17 protein-coding genes and 1 tRNA gene are annotated in these 17,691 nt (G+C 64.7%); 13 read left to right on the top strand and 5 right to left on the bottom strand.

Features of this window, described 5'->3' with window-relative positions; genetic code table 11:
- Positions 1-11: 11 nt before the first annotated feature.
- The 7 genes from AC07VH_RS08435 (at position 12) to AC07VH_RS08405 (ending at position 6,681) form a co-directional block, all read left to right on the top strand.
- Complete coding sequence (locus AC07VH_RS08435; protein ID WP_230540715.1) at positions 12-569, top strand: NADPH-dependent FMN reductase; 558 nt, start codon at positions 12-14, stop codon at positions 567-569.
- A 143-nt stretch (positions 570-712) separates the two neighbouring features.
- Positions 713-2,287, top strand: coding sequence for a diguanylate cyclase (locus AC07VH_RS08430; RefSeq protein WP_475414041.1), 1,575 nt, complete (start codon positions 713-715; stop codon positions 2,285-2,287).
- A 135-nt stretch (positions 2,288-2,422) separates the two neighbouring features.
- Complete coding sequence (locus AC07VH_RS08425; protein ID WP_494787206.1) at positions 2,423-2,968, top strand: hypothetical protein; 546 nt, start codon at positions 2,423-2,425, stop codon at positions 2,966-2,968.
- A gap of 33 nt (positions 2,969-3,001) precedes the next feature.
- Positions 3,002-3,430 carry a hypothetical protein gene (locus tag AC07VH_RS08420; RefSeq protein WP_494787205.1) on the top strand — a complete coding sequence of 143 codons (429 nt, stop codon included), beginning with the start codon at positions 3,002-3,004 and terminating at the stop codon, positions 3,428-3,430.
- A 113-nt stretch (positions 3,431-3,543) separates the two neighbouring features.
- On the top strand, positions 3,544-3,924 hold the full coding sequence (locus AC07VH_RS08415; RefSeq protein ID WP_494787204.1) for a hypothetical protein: 381 nt from the start codon (positions 3,544-3,546) through the stop codon (positions 3,922-3,924).
- A 1-nt stretch (position 3,925) separates the two neighbouring features.
- The gene (locus AC07VH_RS08410) at positions 3,926-5,296 is read left to right on the top strand and encodes a TolC family protein (protein ID WP_494787203.1); all 1,371 of its coding nucleotides are present in this window, start codon (positions 3,926-3,928) and stop codon (positions 5,294-5,296) included.
- A gap of 2 nt (positions 5,297-5,298) precedes the next feature.
- On the top strand, positions 5,299-6,681 hold the full coding sequence (locus tag AC07VH_RS08405) for a multicopper oxidase family protein (RefSeq protein WP_494787202.1): 1,383 nt from the start codon (positions 5,299-5,301) through the stop codon (positions 6,679-6,681).
- A gap of 34 nt (positions 6,682-6,715) precedes the next feature.
- Here the strand turns inward: AC07VH_RS08405 and AC07VH_RS08400 are convergent, their stop codons facing one another.
- A complete protein-coding gene (locus AC07VH_RS08400; RefSeq protein WP_475414035.1) occupies positions 6,716-6,946 on the bottom strand; it encodes a hypothetical protein in 231 nt (76 codons plus the stop codon).
- Here AC07VH_RS08400 and AC07VH_RS08395 point away from each other — a divergent pair.
- The 4 genes from AC07VH_RS08395 to AC07VH_RS08380 all read left to right on the top strand — a co-directional run bounded on the left by AC07VH_RS08395 (position 6,924) and on the right by AC07VH_RS08380 (position 11,260).
- Positions 6,924-8,519 carry a methyl-accepting chemotaxis protein gene (locus AC07VH_RS08395; protein ID WP_494787201.1) on the top strand — a complete coding sequence of 532 codons (1,596 nt, stop codon included), beginning with the start codon at positions 6,924-6,926 and terminating at the stop codon, positions 8,517-8,519. The two genes, AC07VH_RS08400 and AC07VH_RS08395, sit on opposite strands and share 23 nt — an antisense overlap.
- A gap of 77 nt (positions 8,520-8,596) precedes the next feature.
- Positions 8,597-9,358 (top strand): transporter, encoded by a 762-nt coding sequence (locus AC07VH_RS08390; RefSeq protein ID WP_494787200.1) that lies wholly within the window; start codon positions 8,597-8,599, stop codon positions 9,356-9,358.
- Positions 9,359-9,451: 93 nt separating this feature from the next.
- Complete coding sequence (locus AC07VH_RS08385) at positions 9,452-9,946, top strand: hypothetical protein (RefSeq protein ID WP_494787199.1); 495 nt, start codon at positions 9,452-9,454, stop codon at positions 9,944-9,946.
- 15 nt (positions 9,947-9,961) lie between these two features.
- Positions 9,962-11,260, top strand: a complete 1,299-nt coding sequence (locus AC07VH_RS08380; protein WP_475414031.1) for an NAD(P)/FAD-dependent oxidoreductase — start codon at positions 9,962-9,964, stop codon at positions 11,258-11,260.
- Between the two features lie 42 nt (positions 11,261-11,302).
- Here AC07VH_RS08380 and AC07VH_RS08375 read toward each other — a convergent pair whose 3' ends face one another.
- Both AC07VH_RS08375 and AC07VH_RS08370 read right to left on the bottom strand, forming a co-directional pair.
- Entirely contained in the window at positions 11,303-11,818 is a 516-nt protein-coding gene (locus AC07VH_RS08375) for a DUF6265 family protein (RefSeq protein WP_494787198.1), read from the bottom strand.
- 76 nt (positions 11,819-11,894) lie between these two features.
- Positions 11,895-12,608: a sensor histidine kinase gene (locus AC07VH_RS08370; RefSeq protein ID WP_475414029.1), complete on the bottom strand. Its 714-nt coding sequence runs from the start codon at positions 12,606-12,608 to the stop codon at positions 11,895-11,897.
- A gap of 310 nt (positions 12,609-12,918) precedes the next feature.
- Here AC07VH_RS08370 and AC07VH_RS08365 point away from each other — a divergent pair, with 310 nt between their 5' ends.
- Complete coding sequence (locus AC07VH_RS08365; protein WP_489630490.1) at positions 12,919-13,314, top strand: hypothetical protein; 396 nt, start codon at positions 12,919-12,921, stop codon at positions 13,312-13,314.
- A 78-nt stretch (positions 13,315-13,392) separates the two neighbouring features.
- Here the strand turns inward: AC07VH_RS08365 and AC07VH_RS08360 are convergent, their stop codons facing one another.
- Both AC07VH_RS08360 and AC07VH_RS08355 read right to left on the bottom strand, forming a co-directional pair.
- Positions 13,393-14,376 (bottom strand): GGDEF domain-containing response regulator, encoded by a 984-nt coding sequence (locus tag AC07VH_RS08360; RefSeq protein ID WP_077406388.1) that lies wholly within the window; start codon positions 14,374-14,376, stop codon positions 13,393-13,395.
- A gap of 306 nt (positions 14,377-14,682) precedes the next feature.
- Entirely contained in the window at positions 14,683-17,190 is a 2,508-nt protein-coding gene (locus AC07VH_RS08355; RefSeq protein WP_494787197.1) for a hybrid sensor histidine kinase/response regulator, read from the bottom strand.
- A 424-nt stretch (positions 17,191-17,614) separates the two neighbouring features.
- Here AC07VH_RS08355 and AC07VH_RS08350 point away from each other — a divergent pair.
- A tRNA-Arg gene (locus tag AC07VH_RS08350) sits at positions 17,615-17,691 on the top strand.

Raw genomic sequence — 17,691 nt, 5'->3', positions numbered from 1 at the left:
CGGGGACTTTCATGAGCCAATATCAAGTCGCAATCATCGTCGGCAGCCTGCGCAAGGATTCCTTCAACCGCAAGCTGGCCGACGCCCTCATCAAGCTGGCGCCGCCCGAGTTTTCCTTTAAACATATCGAGATCGGCGACTTGCCGCTGTACAACCAGGACGACGATGGCGCGCAGGCCGAGCAGGTGCTGCGCCTGAAATCCGATATTTCTGCATCGCAAGCCTTGCTCTTCCTCACCCCCGAATACAACCGCTCTATCCCCGGCGTGCTGAAAAACGCCCTCGACCACGGCTCGCGTCCGTATGGCCAGAGCGTGTGGGGCGGCAAGCCCGGTGCCGTGCTGGGCGTTTCCGTGGGCGCCACGGGCACGGCCCTGGCGCAGCAGCATTTGCGCAATGTGCTCGCCTACCTGGACGTGCCGCTGCTGGGGCAGCCTGAAATGTTTATCCAGGCCAAGGACGGCCTGTTCGACGAGCACGGCGGCATCGGCCCGGCCAGCCTCGGTTTCTTCCAGGGCTGGATGCAGCGCTACACGGACTGGGTCCGCAAGCACGCGATTCACGCTTGATGCAAGTCAAGGCGGCAGCGCTCAGCGTTGCCGCTTGTACCGTTTCTTTGACCATGGATGCCAGGATTTCAATATTGCCACGGCTGTCTCGGTATAATGCGCCCTTTCTGTAGCGCAATACTTTCCAATTTCCTGCCGACTCCATGTGGACTAAACCTGTTCCGCGCATGAACTTGCGCCGTTTGATCGTGCTCGTGGCCTTTGCCAGCGCCCTGGTGTCGCTGGCCAACACCTTCTATGCCAGCTACAGCGTGCAGCGCCAGCTGCTGATCGATACCACCCTGGAAGCGAACCACGCCTACGCGAGCAAGCTGGCCAGCACGGCCGAGGACTTCCTGCAGTCGGCGCGCCAGCAGCTGGCCTACAGCGCCGGCAGCCTGCCCTCGCGCATGGGCGACGAGCAATGGCTGACGGAAGAAGCGCAGCGCCTGCGCCTGCAGACGAACAGCTTCAATTCCGTGCTCATCGTCGATGCCCAGGGCAAGGTGCTGGGCGTCTCGCCGGAAACCCTGGCACTGAAAAACCGCACGCTCGATTCGGCCGGCGCCGCGCAGGCGCTGCGCGAACGGCGCCCGCTGGTCACGCAGCCGTACGTCTCCTCGGCGGGCAACCTGGTGGTCTTCGTCTCGCATCCCATCCTTGGCAAGGATGGCCGCTACCTCGGCTACGTGGGCGGCAGCATCTACCTGAAACAGAAAAACATCCTGTACACCATGCTGGGCCAGCATTATTACCGCGACGGCTCGTATCTGTACGTGGTCGACCAGAACCGGCGCTTGCTGTACCACCCGGACCCCGAGCGCCTGGGCGACGTGGCCGGCCGCAATGAAGTGATCGACGCCATCATCGCGCAGCGGGGCGGCGGCAACCGGCGCATGGACAACAGCCTGGGCGTGGACATGCTGGCCGGCTACGCCGTCATGCCGTCGACGGGCTGGGGCATCGTGGCGCAGCGGCCCACGGCCATGACCCTGGCCCCGCTGAACCAGCTGATGGCCGACACGGTATGGCATTCCCTGCCGATCGCCTTGCTGAGCCTGCCATTCATCTGGTGGCTGGCCAGCCTGATTTCGCGGCCCCTGGTGCAGCTGGCCGAAGGGGCGCGGCGCATGGACGCGCCCGGCACGGCCGAACACATCGCCGCCATCCGCTCGTGGTATGTGGAAGCGGCGCAGATCAAGAAAGCCCTGTTGAAGGGGCTGGCGTTGTTGCAGAACAAGATCGGCAAGCTGAAGACGGACGTGGAGACGGACCCGCTGACGGGCCTGTCGAACCGGCGCGGCATGGCGGCGGCGCTGGACGCCTGGCAGGCGCAGGCGCGGCCGTTTTCCGTCATCGCCATCGATATCGACCATTTCAAGCAAGTCAACGACCGCTGGGGCCATGCCGTGGGCGATGACGTCATCCTGCGCCTGGCGCAGCTGATGCGCGCCTGTTCGCGCGATGCCGACGTGCTGTGCCGCAATGGCGGCGACGAATTCATCATGCTGCTGCCCGATGCGGACCTGGACGTGGCCATGCAGGTGGCCGAGCGCCTGCGCGCCAAGGTGGCCGCCGCCGTGATTCCCGGCGCGGGCGCCATCACGGTCTCGCTGGGCGTGGTCTCGTCGTCGCACGGCGAGCGCAGCACGGACGCGGTGCTGCTGGCCGCCGACGCGGCCCTGTACGTGGCCAAGGAAAACGGCCGCAATTGCGTGGGCATCACGGAACCCGCCTGACGGGCGTGCCGCGCGGGATGAACTGATCCGTTGTTTTCTGTTGCATCTGAGCCTGTCCCGTTTTCCCGACAGCGCTTACCATATGGCCCTGATGGTGTACAACGGGGGCAAAGTGCATGGCAACGGTGAATATTGATGACGTTTGAGCAAGAACTTGGCATCCGCTGCGAGGTCGGTGATCAGCCTCACCCGCCGGCCCTGCTCGACTGCCGCGAACTCAATTACGGCCAGCACAGCGTGCTGCCGCTGCACCCGTTCCGCCTGAGCGTGCCGGAAGCGGCGCTGGCGGGACTGCTCGACGAACCGTTCAACAGTTTCGTGCAGGATTGCCGCGAAGACGACCTGCAGTACGAGGAAAGCGACTTGCCCGAGCTCATGCAGGCCGGCTATCCCGACATCACGGCCATGCTGGCGGGCCACCGGCCGCTGCTGGCCGAAATGATTGACGACTTCATGATCGGCGACCTGATGTGGGCCATCGGGCGCGCCAGCGGCTACTGCCGGCCCCGCGCCCGTTGCTTGGGCGACGTGGAGGCGGCCGATGGCCGCGCGTATTTTACCGTCAATAAAGTGGAGAAAATCTATTTTGCCGATGGCCAGGTCATCCTGGAAGGGCAGGGCTACTACGGCACCTACATTATCTGGCTGACGCAGGGCCGGCGAGATCAAATAGGCACTTGACCTTCCTCATATGGGAAGGTTTATAGTCCTGCCATGAACCGTGCCTTTTTCCGCTTTCTCGCCCGCTCGCTGCTCTGGCTGCTTGCCGTCACGCTGCCCTTGCAGGGCTTTGCGTCGGCCATGCGCAGCTGCTGCGTGGATGAGCGGGCGGCAGCAGTCACGGTCGCCGCCGAGGCCATGCAGGCGCCCCAGTGCCACGACATGGGCGACATGGCCGGCATGTCCCACATGCAGGACCAGCCGCTGCACATGGCCATGGACGATGGCGGCGCCGGCCACCCTGGCCACGATTGCAGCAACCATGGCGCCTGCACGGTGGGCGCCACGGCGCCGCCGGGCATGCCTGCCGTGCACGCCTTGACCCTGCGCGCGCCGCCCCCGGCGCTGGCGCCCGATTCCCTGTTCGCCGGGCATATCCCGCCTGGTCCCGAACGTCCCCCGAGAAGCACGCGCTCCGCCTGACCGCCCGTTGAACCTGGCGGTGCCGCCTTCGCACGTCACTGCTCGTTGCTTTGGCCGCGCCAGCGTTCCAGTCGCGCGCCCGCCGCGCCATACCCTGTCATTCAAGGAATACCATGAAGCAATTATTCAGCCTCGCGCTGGCCGCCGGCGTTGTGCTTGCCTCGCTGCCGCTGGTCGCCGCCGCGCAGTCCCGGCCTCCGTCCGCCCCGCAAGAGGCGCAAGCGCCCGTGCCGGCCCCCACCTATCGCTCCGCCTTCGCCGGCTACCGTCCCGCCGCCGAGGAGGACGCTACGCCCGACCAGACCTGGCGCGCCGTCAACGAGAAAGTCGGCAAGGCCGGCGGCCACATGGGCATGATGAAGATGGAAGGTCACAAGATGGACGGCCACAAGATGGACGGCCACAAGATGAACGGGCACACCATGCCGATGGAGAAGCCCGATGCCAAGCCGGCCGCCCAGCCCGCCCCGCAACACCAGCATGAAGGACACTGAGATGGCACGTTTCACAAAATCAACTTGCCTCACGCCGCTGGCCCTGGCGGCCGTCTTGCTGCTCAGCGGCTGCGCCAGCTTCAGCCCCGATGGCGGCATGCAGGCCGTGTCCGCGCTAGCCGACGCCCGCACGGGCGCCCCGGCGGCATTGACGGACAAGGGCGGCGAAGAAAAACTGGCCTCCCTGCTGGCTCAGCCCCTGGACGCCGACAGCGCCGTGCGCATCGCCCTGATGAACAACCGCGGCATGAAGGTGGCGCTGGCCGAACTGGGCGCGTCCGAATCGGACCTGGTGCAGGCGGGGCGCTTGCGCAATCCCGGCCTGTCGTTCGGCCGCTCGCACGGCAGCCACGGCAATGAAATCGACCGGGGTGTCAGCTTCGACCTGGCGGGACTGCTGACCATGCCGATGCGCGTGAAGATCGAGCGGGGCCGTTTCGAGCAAGCCAAGCTGCAGGCGGCCAGCAGCGCCGTGCAGCTGGCCGCTGACACGCGTCGCGCCTATTTCAATGCCGTGGCCGCCGTGCAGACGGAAGCATTCATGCAGCGCGCGCTGCTGTCGGCCGAGGCGGGCGCCGAACTGGCCACGCGCCTGCGGCAGGCGGGCAACTGGAGCCGCCTCGACCAGGCGCGCCAGCAAGTGTTTTATGCGGACGCCGTCAGCGACCTGGCCCGCGCGCGCCACCAGGCCAGCGCCACGCGCGAGCACCTGACGCGCTTGCTGGGTTTGTGGGGCAAGCAGACCAGCTTTACTTTGCCGTCGCGCCTGCCAGACTTGCCGGCCCGGGCGGCGGAGGCCGGCAATATCGAGGCGCAGGCGATGGAGCAGCGGCTCGACGTGCAAAGAGCGAAACTCGACGTCCATGCGACGGCGGACGCGCTGGGCCTGTCCAAGGTGACGGGATTCATCAACGTGCTCGACGTGGGCTACACCAACAAGAGCAGCAGCGAGGCGCCGCGCGAAAACGGCTATGAGGTATCGCTGGAACTGCCCCTGTTCGACTGGGGCGCCGCGCGCAACGCCAAGGCGCAAGCCTTGTACGAGCAGTCGCTGCAGCGCACGGCGGGCACGGCGGTGCGGGCCCGCTCGGAGGTGCGCGAGGCGTATTCGAGCTACCGCACGGCCTACGACCTGGCGCGCCACTACCGCGATGAGGTTGTGCCGCTGCGCAAGACGATCTCGCATGAAGTATTGCTGCGTTACAACGGCATGCTGGCCAGCGTCTTCGAGCTGCTGGCCGACGCGCGCGAGCAGGTTGCCAGCGTGAACAGCGCCATCGAGACCCAGCGCGATTTCTGGATCGCCCAAACTGAATTGCAATCGGCCATCAATGGCAGCGGCCCAGGTGTGGCAACTGCGGCAAAGGAATAATGATGATTACACGTAGAAACTTTTTCATGAATGCGGGCGCCGTCGCCCTGAGTGCGGCAGCGGTCAGCCGCGTGGGTGCGGCGTCCCTGCCGGAAGCCGTCAGCATGGCCGGCGCGGACACCAAGGCGCCGCCACCTCCGCCGAACGGACGCCCGTACAACCCCGTCGTCACCCTGAATGGCTGGTCCTTGCCCTGGCGCATGAACAACAACGTCAAGGAATTCCACCTGGTGGCCGAACCCGTCGTGCGCGAACTGGCGCCCGGCATGCAAGCGAACCTGTGGGGCTACAACGGCCAGTCGCCCGGTCCCACCATCGAAGTGGTGGAGGGCGACCGGGTGCGCATCTTTGTCACCAACAAGTTGCCGGAACACACGAGCGTGCACTGGCATGGCCAACGCTTGCCGAACGGCATGGATGGCGTCACGGGCCTGACCCAGCCGGGCATTCCTCCCGGCAAGACTTTCGTCTATGAATTCGTCGCCAAGCGGCCCGGCACCTTTATGTACCACCCGCATGCGGACGAAATGACGCAGATGGCCATGGGCATGATGGGTTTCTGGGTCACGCACCCGAAAGACCCGAATGTCATGAAGGTGGACCGCGATTTCGTCTTCTTGCTCAGCAACTACGACATCGATCCCGGCAGCTACACGCCGAAGATCATGACCATGACGGATTTTAATTTGTTCACCTTCAACAGCCGCGTCTTCCCCGGCATCGACCCCATGGTCGTGCGTCAGGGCGACAAGGTGCGCGTGCGCGTGGGCAATCTGACCATGACCAACCACCCGATCCACATGCATGGGCATGAATTCGAGGTGACGGGCACGGATGGCGGCTGGACACGCCCCGAATCGCGCTGGCCCGAAGTGACGACCGATATCGCCGTGGGCCAGATGCGCGCCGTGGAATTCACGGCCACGGACCTGGGCGACTGGGCTTTCCACTGCCACAAGTCGCACCACACGATGAATGCCATGGGGCATGACGTGCCCACCATGATCGGCGTCGACCACCAGGGCGTGGCGGCGAAGGTCAACCAGCTCGTGCCCGGCTACATGGTGATGGGCGAGCGTGGCATGGCCGACATGGGCGAGATGCAGATGCCGATTCCTGACAATACCTTGCCCATGATGGCCGGCGACGGCCCCTTCGGCGCCATCGGCATGGGTGGCATGTTTACCACGGTGAAGGTGCGCAAGGACCAGAAACCCGGCGATTACCGCGACCCGGGCTGGTACAAGCACCCGGCCGGCAGCGTGGCGTACGAGTGGACGGGCGCCTTGCCGGAACCCGTGCGCGGCCAGGGCGCGGGCAAGCCGCCGGCCAAGGGCGGCGTGGAGATGACGGTGCGCAAGCCAGCGGCGCACGGCGGGCATTGATGCCCGGCAGGCGCGGATAGACCCGGCGGCTTGCCTAGCATGGCAAGCCGTCTTGCATGTTGCTATAAATCAAGGAATTGTTGTTTAGTGACAATCCGAGGATTTTTTTCAGCGATTTTTCTTTATATTCAAGTCGGTACGCTCCAGTTGCATCGAGTGTCGGCCAGTCTATGGGGGAAATCATGTTGAACCGGATGAGGGTGGGAACGCGCTTGCTGGCGGCTTTTTTTTGCGTTGCGCTGATGGGGGCCATCGTGGCCGGCATCGGCATCTTCAACATGGGCAAGATCGATACCATGGCGGGGCAGATGTACAACCATGAACTGCTGGGGCTGTCGTACATCAAGGAAGCCAACATCGCCCTGATCAAGGTGGGCCGCGCGCGCAGTAACTTCTTGCTGGCCAGCACCGCCGAAGAGCGCGCCACGCGCCAGGCCGACATCGCCAAATTCCTCGAGTTAAATAAAAGCTACCTGGCCAAGGCCCAGCCGCTGTTCGTCACGCCGGCCGCCAAGGAACTGTTTGCCCGCTTCGCCGCTGTCGAAGCCGAGTACATTGCCACCATGCAGCAGGCGCTGGCCCTGGCGGCGGCCGAGCCGCTGGCCCAGCGCAGCGCGCAACTGGTCGAACTGCTCAACAAGACGCGCCTGCATGCCGATGAACTCGACGGTATGCTGGATAAACTTTCGCTGCAGAAGGAAGAGCGCGCCAAGGCGGCTTCCGAGCAGGCATCGGGCGTGTACCAGGCCAGCCGCAGCTTCATGATCGCGCTGGTGCTGGGCAGCATGGCGGCCGGCCTGGCGCTGGGGGCGCTGATCACGCGCGGACTGACGCGGCAGCTCGGCGGCGAGCCGGCGTACGCCGTCAGGATCGCCGGCGCCATCGCCGAGGGCGACCTCACCATCGATATCCGCACGGCCAGCCATGACAGCACCAGCCTGCTGTTCGCCATGAAAGCCATGCGCGACAAGCTGGTGGGCATCGTCAGTCAGGTGCGCTCGGGCACGGACACCATCAATACGGCCTCCAGCGAAATCGCCCAGGGCAACCTCGACCTGTCGTCGCGCACGGAAGAGCAGGCCAGTTCGCTGGAAGAAACGGCGTCCTCGATGGAACAGCTGACGTCGGCCGTGCGGCAGAACGCGGACAACGCGCGCCAGGCCAATGCGCTGGCCGGCGCCGCGTCCGATGTGGCCGGCAAGGGCGGCGCCGTCGTGGGGCAGGTGGTGCAGACCATGGAATCGATCAACGCGTCGTCGCGCAAGATCGTCGACATCATCAGCGTCATCGACGGCATCGCCTTCCAGACGAATATCCTGGCCTTGAACGCGGCCGTGGAAGCGGCCCGGGCGGGCGAGGAAGGGCGGGGATTTGCCGTCGTGGCATCCGAAGTGCGCAGCCTGGCTCAGCGTTCGGCCAGTGCCGCCAAGGAAATCAAGACCCTGATCGGCGACTCCGTCGAACAGGTCGAAATCGGCTCCAAACTCGTGCATGACGCGGGCAGGACGATGGATGAAGTGGTCGCCAGCGTGCGCCAGGTGGCCGACATCATGCAGGAAATCACGGCCGCCAGCGCGGAGCAAAGCGCCGGCATCGAGCAAGTCAACCAGGCCGTGCTGCAAATGGACCAGGTGACGCAGCAGAATGCGGCCCTGGTGGAAGAGGCGGCGGCGGCCGCCGAATCGCTGCAAGACCAGGCGCAGACCCTGACGGAACTCGTGGGCGTATTCCGCCTGCATGCCCAGGCCGAACGCATCGCCGTGCCGGCATCGAGCAACGTCACGCCGCTGCGCCGGCCAGTGCCGCCCGCCCGGCAGGACGTGCGGCGCCTGGCCTGACAGCGGCTGGCTCGGGCGCAATCGGCGCGGCGGTGGTAGGCTGTCGCTATTGCGCGTTTGCCACTTCCGGGTCTTTCATGCCGTCTCCCCGCTTGCTTTGCTTATCTCTGCTGTCCCTGGCGCCTGTGGCGCAGGCGCAGCAGGGCGATCCCGTCCTGCCTTACCGGCCTTCCGTCGCCAGTCCCGCCCAGCTGCCCGTGCCGGGCCAGCTGGAATTCGAGGCGGGCGGCCTGCTGTCGAAAACGGACGACACGCGCCGCGCCAGCCTGCCGTACACCTTCAAGCTGGCGTTCACGCCCGCATGGGGCGTGTTGCTCGAAGGCGAGGGCTTCGTGCGCGCGCGCGACGGCACGGGCCGGCGCGACACTGGCGTGGGCGACACCACGGTGGTGCTCAAGCGCGCCTTTTTGCTCGATGGCGCCACGGCGCTGGGCCTGGAACTGGGCTGGAAGTTGCCCACGGCCAAGGACAGCATCGGCAGCGGCAAGAGCGATCTCTCACTGAACGGCATTCTTAGCCGCGACCTGGGCGCCGTGCACGTGGACGCCAATCTGAACGCCACGCGCCTGGGCGCATCCGGCCCTGGCACGGGCAGCGTGCAAACGGGCTGGGCGGCCTCCTTTTCCACGCCCGTCAGCGAGCGCTGGGGCGCCACGGCGGAAGTGTCTGGCACGCGCCTGCGCGGGGCAACGGCCACGGCGCAATTGTTGCTGGCCGCCACCTACAGTCCCACGCCACGGCTGGCCATCGATTTCGGCATGGCGCGCGGCTTGACGGCGGCGTCGCCGGACTGGTCGCTGTTCAGCGGCTTGGTCGTGCCTTTGGGCAAGCTGTGGTGAGTTTGCCACGGCGTACCTTATGTGTCCTTGCGAACAAACAGTTGGTCGCACAAGGTCTACAATTGGGACATAACTGATAAAAGGAGTGTCCTCATGAAAACCCTCATTCTCGCCGCCGTCCTGCTGTCGGCAGCTACCGCCGCCGTCGCCCAGGTCGGCGTCTCCGTCACCGTCGGCCAGCCGGGCTTTTACGGACGCCTCGACATAGGCGACTATCCCGCGCCGCAATTGATCTATGCCCAGCCCGTCATCGTGCAGCGCCCGCAATACTATTCGGCCCGTCCCATCTATTTGCGCGTGCCGCCCGGTCATGCGAAAAACTGGTCCAAGCACTGCCGCAAGTATAATGCCTGTAACCAAGAGGTATATTTCGTCCAAGATAGTTGGTATAACAACCAGTATGTGCCCCGTTACCGCCAGCAACATGGCGATCATGGCCGTCCTGATTACGGCGACCGCGGCCGTCATGACGACAAGCATGACAAGCACTATGACAAGCATGACAACAAGCCGGGCAAAGGCCATGGCAACGGCAATGGCAACGGCAATGGCAACGGCCGTGGTAACGGTAACGGGCACAGGGATTAACACGCAGGAGGATTTTTGCACAGTAAAATCGTAATCGTAGGAGGAGGTGCAGGCGGCCTGGAGCTGGCCTGCAAACTCAGCCGCAAGCTCGGCCCCGGCCAGGTGACCCTGGTCGATAGCCGCCTGTACCATATCTGGAAGCCGTCGCTGCATGAAGTGGCGGCCGGCACCCTGGATATTCACCAGGAGGGCCTGTCGTACCAGATGCTGGCGCATGACAATGGTTTTACCTATGTCTATGGCCCCCTGACCGCGCTCGATGCCGCTTCGAACAGCCTGACGGTGGGCGCCATCGCCACCGACAAGGATGAACAGCTCTTGCCGCAGCGCCAGGTCAGCTACGACCAGCTGGTGCTGGCCGTGGGCAGCACCTCGAATTACTTCGGCGTGCCCGGCGCCAAGGAAAACACGATTTCCCTGAACGCCACGGAAGACGCGGAACGTTTCCGTCTGACCCTGTTGAAGCTGCTGGCCATGGCCGAGCAGCGCCAGGGCGACGCGGGCCATCCCGGTGTCGACATCGTCATCATCGGCGGCGGCGCCACAGGCGTGGAACTGGCGGCCGAATTGCGCGAAGCGAGCGGCGTGTATGCCGCCTATGGCTTTCAGAATCTCAACGCCATCAAGGATGTGCGCATCACCCTGCTGGAAGGGGCGCCGCGCATCCTGGCGCCGCTGCCCGAGCGCGTCTCCATCGCCGCCTCGAAACTGCTGCACCAGCACGGCATCACCGTGGTGACCGATACGCGCGTGACGTCCATCGACCCCGACAAGGTGACGGTGGCCAGCGGCACCAGCTATGCGGCCGACATCTGCGTGTGGGCCGCCGGCATCCGCGCGCCGGAATTCCTGGCTACCCTGGGCTTGCCGACCAACCGCGCCGGCCAGCTGGAAGTGACGGGCATGCTCAACGTGCAGGGCCATGCGAATATCTTCGCGCTGGGCGACTGCGCCGCCTGCATGGGGCCCGACGGCAAGCTGGTGCCGCCGCGCGCCCAGGCGGCCCACCAGCAAGCCGATTACCTGCTGAAAACGTTCCTGCTGCAGGCGAAGGGCAAGCCGCCGCAAACCAAGCCGTACGAATACCTCGATTACGGTTCGCTCGTCTCGTTTGGCCGCACCACCTCGGTGGGCACCCTGATGGGTTCCCTGAAGGGCCTGAGCTGGTTCGTGGAAGGCTTTATCGCGCGCATGATGTATGTCAGCCTGCACCTGATGCACCACAACGCCGTACTGGGCAGCGTGCGCACGGCCGTCATGGCCATGGGCCGTTTCCTGATCAAGCGCAGCACGCCGCAGGTCAAGTTGCATTAACTTGGCTGATGTCAGAGCAAAAAGGGGCCGCAAGGCCCCTTTTTATTTGCTGCGCGTAACGGGCACCGCGTCGCAGCGGCCCCGCGTCATGGGGAAGGCGATGGTGGTGAGCTTGCCCTTCAAGGTGCCGGTGATGCTGGCGTGCAAGATGCGCTCGCTGTCCTGGCGGTAGACGATGCGGCTTGGGAAGTCATTGTCGAGGTTGGCGAAGATGAATTCATTCGGCTTGTCCTGGCGCAGCAGGTTGAAGATCACGGGCGGCTGGCCCGACGGCTGCACGATGTAGGCCAGCTGGCCCGGGTCGGTGAGGCGGATCTGCACGAATTCAAAGGCCGTCGTCTTGCCGCCCTTGACGGTGCGGCTGGTGCCGAGGATGGTGCCGCCGGCGGCCGTGCTCCATTGTTCTCCAGAGCCGGGCTCGGCGCCGTCGACGTTCCAGCAGCCGGCCAGCCATGCCAGCTTGTCCACGGTTTCCGGCGGCGGCACGGTCTTGTCGGCGGCCTGGGCGGCGCCCATGGCCAGCAGCGCTGCCAGCACGGTGGGGATCAGTCGTTGCATGCGGTCTCCTGTCGTTGTGTCGTTCAGCGGATCAGGGCGCCCGGCGGTGTTCCGGCCCGATGCGGCCTGGCAAGGATTATTCTTTCGGGCTAATGCGCGGCAAGACGGCGGTCAGGGCCGTGCCGCCCTGGGGATTGCTCGCCAGGCTCAGGCTGCCACCGAGGTAATGCACGCGCTCGCGTACGGAGCGCAGGCCGTGCTTGCTCATTTCGACGGTGCCGCTGGCCGGCAAGCCGCTGCCGTTATCCTTGACGGTCATCATCAGCGCCTCGTCATTGTCGTCGATGATGATGTCCACCTGCGTGGCATGGGCGTGCGCGGCGATGTTGCCGAGCGCCTCTTCCAGGGTGCGCAGCAGGGCCACGCCCACGTTGCGCGGGCAAATCAACTCATCTTCGGGCAGGCTGCAGCGCACGGTGATCTTGTGCTGTTCCGCAAATTGCGCGGCCAGCTCGCCCAGCGCCACATTGACACCGAGAAACTCCAGCTTGTCGTTCCACAGCTTCATCTGCATTTGCCGGTTGGTCTCGATCACGTTCAGCAGCAATTGCTTCATGGTCGCGGCGCGGTCGAGCAAGGCCGCTTCCTGCGGCATTTTTTGCGTCAGCAGCGACAGGTGCATGGTCAGCGCCGTCAGCGACGAGCCGAGGCTGTCGTGCAGCTGGCGCGACAGGGCGCGCCGTTCATTGTCCCAGCTGGTGTTGACGTGACCCAGCAACTCGCTGAGATCGGCGGCGCGTTCCGCATCGGCCTGGGCCGCTTCCTTGTTCGGATCTGTTTGTGCGGACATAGCGCCCCGTGAATGGTGAAAGGTGGACCAAATTCAAGTTGTGGATCATACATGAGGATTTCATCGCGGGGCGCATGGATGGAAAATTTCTGTCTTTTCGGCAATTTTAATCTCCTCACATCACTTTTATATCATAGGCAATATTATTCTTGGTGCCAAGGGGCATCGTTCCCGCCGTTGCGTACGGCTGCGCACATACCGGGGCGCTGCACGCTGCCATAGTGAGGGTGTGCATTTTCTCCATGCAGCATAGCCGCCCCGCGGCGCAGGGCGCAGCACAGGCCCGATTACCGAAACGAAAGGACATGCCATGAATATCGAAACCATCGTCGACAAGGAATACCTCGACAAAAGCTTCCGCGACATCGTCAACGCCCCCATCAGCGCCTTGCGCGGCGTCAGCGCGAAGGATGCCAAGGCCTTGCAGCAAGCGTTTGGCGTGACCACCGTACGCGAATTGTCCAACCTCAATTTCGTCAAGTGGGCCAGCGCGCTGGCCATCCTGGCCGATGAAGAGGGCATGAGCGGCGAAGAGCGGGCCAAGGAAGAGTTGCTGGACGACGCCGTGGAAATGACCTTCCCCGCCAGCGACCCGATCTCCGTCGATGCCGGCATCACGCGCATCGAAGTGCCGCCGGAAACCGTCGATGCGCAAACGGACCACCAGCACGCGGGCCAGCATAAAGTGACGGCTGGCAAGAAATAAAGCATCCTGGCCATGAAAAAACCGGCAAGCCATCAACGTGGCTTGCCGGGTTTTTTACGTGCCGCGCGGAAAGTAGGCTCAGGCGATCGAGGGGATGCTGCTTTTCTGCATGTTCACCTGCGCGGCGATCACCTCGTGGGGCGTGCAGCAAAAGCGGTTCTTGCCGGCGCGCTTGGCTTCGTACAGGGCCGTGTCGGCCGCGCCCAGCAGCGATTCGACGGTGCTGGCGTCGTCCGGGTAGATGGCGATGCCGATGCTGGTCGACAGGCGCAGGGTCAGGTCGTTGATGAAATACGGCTCGGAAATGACTTCGATCAGCTTGGCGGCCGGTTCGCGCGCATCGCCCTTGCCGGCCAGGTTGCCCAGCACGATGACGAATTCGTCGCCGCCGATGCGCGCCACCGTGTCTTCCTTGCGCGAGGCGCCCACCAGGCGGGCCGCCACCATTTTCAGGATTTCATCGCCATAGCCGTGGCCGTAACTGTCGTTGATGGCCTTGAAGCCATCCAGGTCCAGGTACAGGATGGCGGACTTGCCGCGGCTGCGGGCCGATTGCTGCAGGGTATGCTCGATGCGGTCTTCCAGCAGGCGCCGGTTCGGCAAGCCCGTCAGCGGATCGTGCAGCGCCAGTTCCTGCTGCTGCTTGCTGTATTGCGCCAGTTCCTTGTACAGCAGGCGCACTTCCAGCATGTTGTGGATGCGCTTGTGCACTTCCATCAGGTCGAAGGGCTTGCTGATGAAGTCGCGCGCCCCGGCTTCCAGGGCGGCGATCTTGAAACTCGGTTGCGCCGTCAAGGCCAGCACGGGCAGGTAGCCGCCATGCTCGATTTCCTTCAAGCCTTTCATGACCTGGAAACCATTCAGTTCCGGCATCTGCAGATCCAGCAAGATCAGGTCGTAGCAATGCTCCCGGTGCAGGGGGCAGACCTGGGCCGGACGCATGGTGGCCGTGACATTGGTGTAGCCGGCATCGCGCAGGATTTCCAGCATCAGGTCAACATTGTCGGGTGAATCGTCGACGACCAAAATTTTGGCTTTCAAAATCTCATCTTGGCTGGGCATGTAAGGTCTCGGTTATACGGTCTATGCAACGCTGGCTTCCACCGCAGATGCTGGGCTGACGGCGGTGGGAAAGATAGTAGCGCCTTGCAACAAGATAGGGCGCACAACAGCGCTTGAGCTCGCTTTTCACGTTCTCGCCGGCCAGGGCCGCCGTCTCCAGCCTGCCGTGCAGGTGTGCTTCTGCATTTCAGTGTAGCAAACTTCGGCTTAGTTGCTTGTAGGACAGTGCCGCGTCTGAAAGTAGGAAGGCTAACCCATGAAAATAGTCATTTTGTATTGCACTATGTATTTCTTTGCATCATCTTTTTAGGGCGGTGTTGTGTCGTCCTGTTCAGGGGGCAGGGCGCTCGCGCGCGGCGCGGCCAGTTGCGCCACGGCCGCCAGCAGTTCGGCCGGGTCGAGCGGTTTCGAGACCCAGGCCTGGAAGCCGCTGGCCAGCGCCCGCTGGCGGTCCTGCGGTTGCGCGAACGCCGTCAGGGCCAGCGCCGGCAGGCGGGCCGCGTCGGGGGAAGCGTGCGCGCGGATGTGCGCCAGCAAGTCGAAACCGTCGGCGTCGGGCATGCCGATGTCGCTGACCAGCACGTGCGGGCGCACCTGGTCCAGCAGTTGCAGCGCTTGCGCCACGCTGCCGGCGTCATGCACTTCGGCGTGGCTGTCGCGCAGGATGCGCGCCGTCAGTTCGCGCGCATCGGCTTCGTCATCGACCAGCAGCACCGTGACGCCGCGCAAGTCATGGCTGGCGGACGGGGCGCCGGCCTCCAGGCGCGCCGGCGCGGCCCGCGTCCCCAGGGGCAGGCGCACGGTAAAGCTGGCGCCCTGCATGTCGCCGGCGCTGCTGACCGCGACCGTGCCGCCATGCTGCTCCACCAGGTGCTTGACGATGGCCAGCCCCAGGCCCAGGCCGCCATGCCGGCGCGTGGTGGAGGCGTCGGCCTGGCGGAAGCGGTCGAACACGTGCGGCAGGAAATCCTTCTTGATGCCGACGCCGTTGTCGCTCACCGTGATGGCCAGGCGGGTAGCTTCGCGGCGCGCGCCGATCTCGACCCGTCCCCCTTGCGGCGTGAATTTCAAGGCATTCGACAGCAGGTTCCAGATCACTTGCTGGATACGGCTGGGGTCGCCCGTGATCCTGCCCGCATCGCTGGCGATGCTGCTGTGAATGGCGATGTGCTTGGCGTCGGCCGCCGGGCGCAGGGTTTCGATGGCCGAGGCGATGATGCTGGCGGGCACGATGGTTTGCAGGTCCAGCAGCACCTTGCCGGAGGTGATGCGGCTCATGTCGAGCAAGTCTTCGATCAGTTGCGCCTGCGCGCGCGCATTGCGTTCGATGCTTTGCAGGCCGCGGTGCAGGTCGGCCTGGTCGCGCGTGCCGCGCCGCAGCACCTGGGCCCAGCCGAGGATGGCCGACAGCGGCGTGCGCAGTTCGTGCGACAGGGTGGCGAGAAAATCGTCTTTCAGCTGGTTCGTGCGCTCGGCCTCGGCGCGCGCCTCGCGTTCGCTGTCGAGCAGCACCTTGCGCTCTTCGGCGGCGCGCGTGGCGGCCGCGTACAGGCGCGTATTGTCGAGCGCGACGGCGGCCTGGGCCGCGATGGCCGAGACGATGCGTTCGCTGCGCGCGCTGAACATGCCCGCCTGCGGATGGCCCAGCAGCAAGCGCCCCAGCAGCAGGCCCGAGCGCGAACTGACGGGCAGGCTCAGGCAGCTGCGCAGGGGCGGCGCGCCACCGTCGCTGGCGTCGGGTGCGGCCAGCAAGTCGTTCTGGCGCATGGCCGCTCCCTGGCGCAGTTCCGTGGCAATGGCGTCGGCCTGGCGCAGGCTGACGTTGTTGACGGCGCGCGCCGCGGGCAGGGCGTCGGGATCGTCGTGGACATCGCCCGCATCGTCGTAATACAAGGCGCCGAAGCGCGCGCCGCTGATGCGCGTGGCCGCGTCGACGGTTTCCTGCAGCAGGGCCGGCAAGTCGAGGGTGCCGGCCAGGGCCGCGCCCGTATTGTTGAGCAACTCGAGCACGCGCGTCTCGTCGCGCAAGGCTTCCTGCGCCCGCTTGACCTGGTCGACATCGGTGCTCGTGCCAAACCAGCGCAGCAGCTGGCCGCCCCGGTCGCGCACGGGATTGGCGCGCGTCAGGAACCAGCGGTACTGGCCGTCGGCGCCACGGATGGGAAATTCCATTTCGAAGGGCCTGCCATCGCGCAAGGCGGCCTTCCAGGCTTGCAGCATGGAAGGCAAATGCTGCGCGTCGTAGGCGATGCTCCAGCCGTCGCCCGCCATCTGCTCGGCGCTGGTGCCCGTGTAGTCGTGCCAGCGCTGGTTGTACCACGCAATGGTGCCGTCGAAGCTGGCGATCCAGGCCAGTTGCGGGATGGAATTGGCCAGCGCGCGCAAGTCTTCCTCGCTCTGGCGCAGGCTGTCCTCGGCCGCCTTGCGCTGGCTGATGTCCTGGATATACGTGCTCAAGCCGTCGCTGGACGGGAAGATGCGCACTTCCAGCCAGCGCCCCAGCGGCGGATACAGCAGTTCGAAACTGCAGCTGTGCTGCTGCGCCATGGCGCGCCGGTACTGCGTTTCCAGTTCCGTGCCCGGCAGGTCGGGGCAGGCTTGCCACAGGTTCTTGCCCGCCAGGCTGGCGCCAGGCGCGTGCTGCGGCGCCAGCATGTCGGCGCCGCGCGTATTGAGGTAGCGGATGGTCCAGTCGCGGTCGAGCAGGCAGAAGCCGTCGGTAATGCCTTCCAGCAAGTTGGCCAGGCGCTCGTCGGAGAGGCTCAGCGGCGCTGATGGGGGAAGCAGGTCTTGCTCGCGGTCATGCTTGGCCATCGGAAATCCTGCAACAGTGGGTCTGCCGCACGGGCCCTTGCCCCGCCGGGCCGCCGCTAAGCTCAGTTAAATGGGTCATGATGTAAATGCCCGCGGTCATGAATTAGGGGAGGCACAAGCGCCCCTGTCTGGCTGGTATTGTAGCCCCAAGCGGCGCGGCGCCACCGCACGCTTGCGCGCCGCCTGCAGATAGCACTGGACAGGCTGGAAAGCAGTCCCTATAATCCCGCTTCTTTCGAGACAGCAACTTCTCGATTCGCTGGGCGCCGCTGCGAAAGCAGAAGTGTCCACCGATAAAAAGGCGTGAGCTTTTTGGCAGTGAAAAGGTAGTCGGTCATGCGGGGCGGTATTCTGCAAAATCAGCTAAGCGATTGAAAAATCGAACTTTTCAAAGCGAAATGAATACGCTATAATGTTTGCCTGCGCGGCTGTAGCTCAGCTGGATAGAGTACTTGGCTACGAACCAAGGGGTCGTGGGTTCAATTCCTGCCAGCCGCACCA

Source organism: Janthinobacterium sp. GW821-FHT03C10 (genome assembly GCF_059420865.1).
The sequence above is the reverse complement of the archived record's forward strand: the minus strand, read 5'-3'. Positions and strand labels throughout refer to the sequence as shown.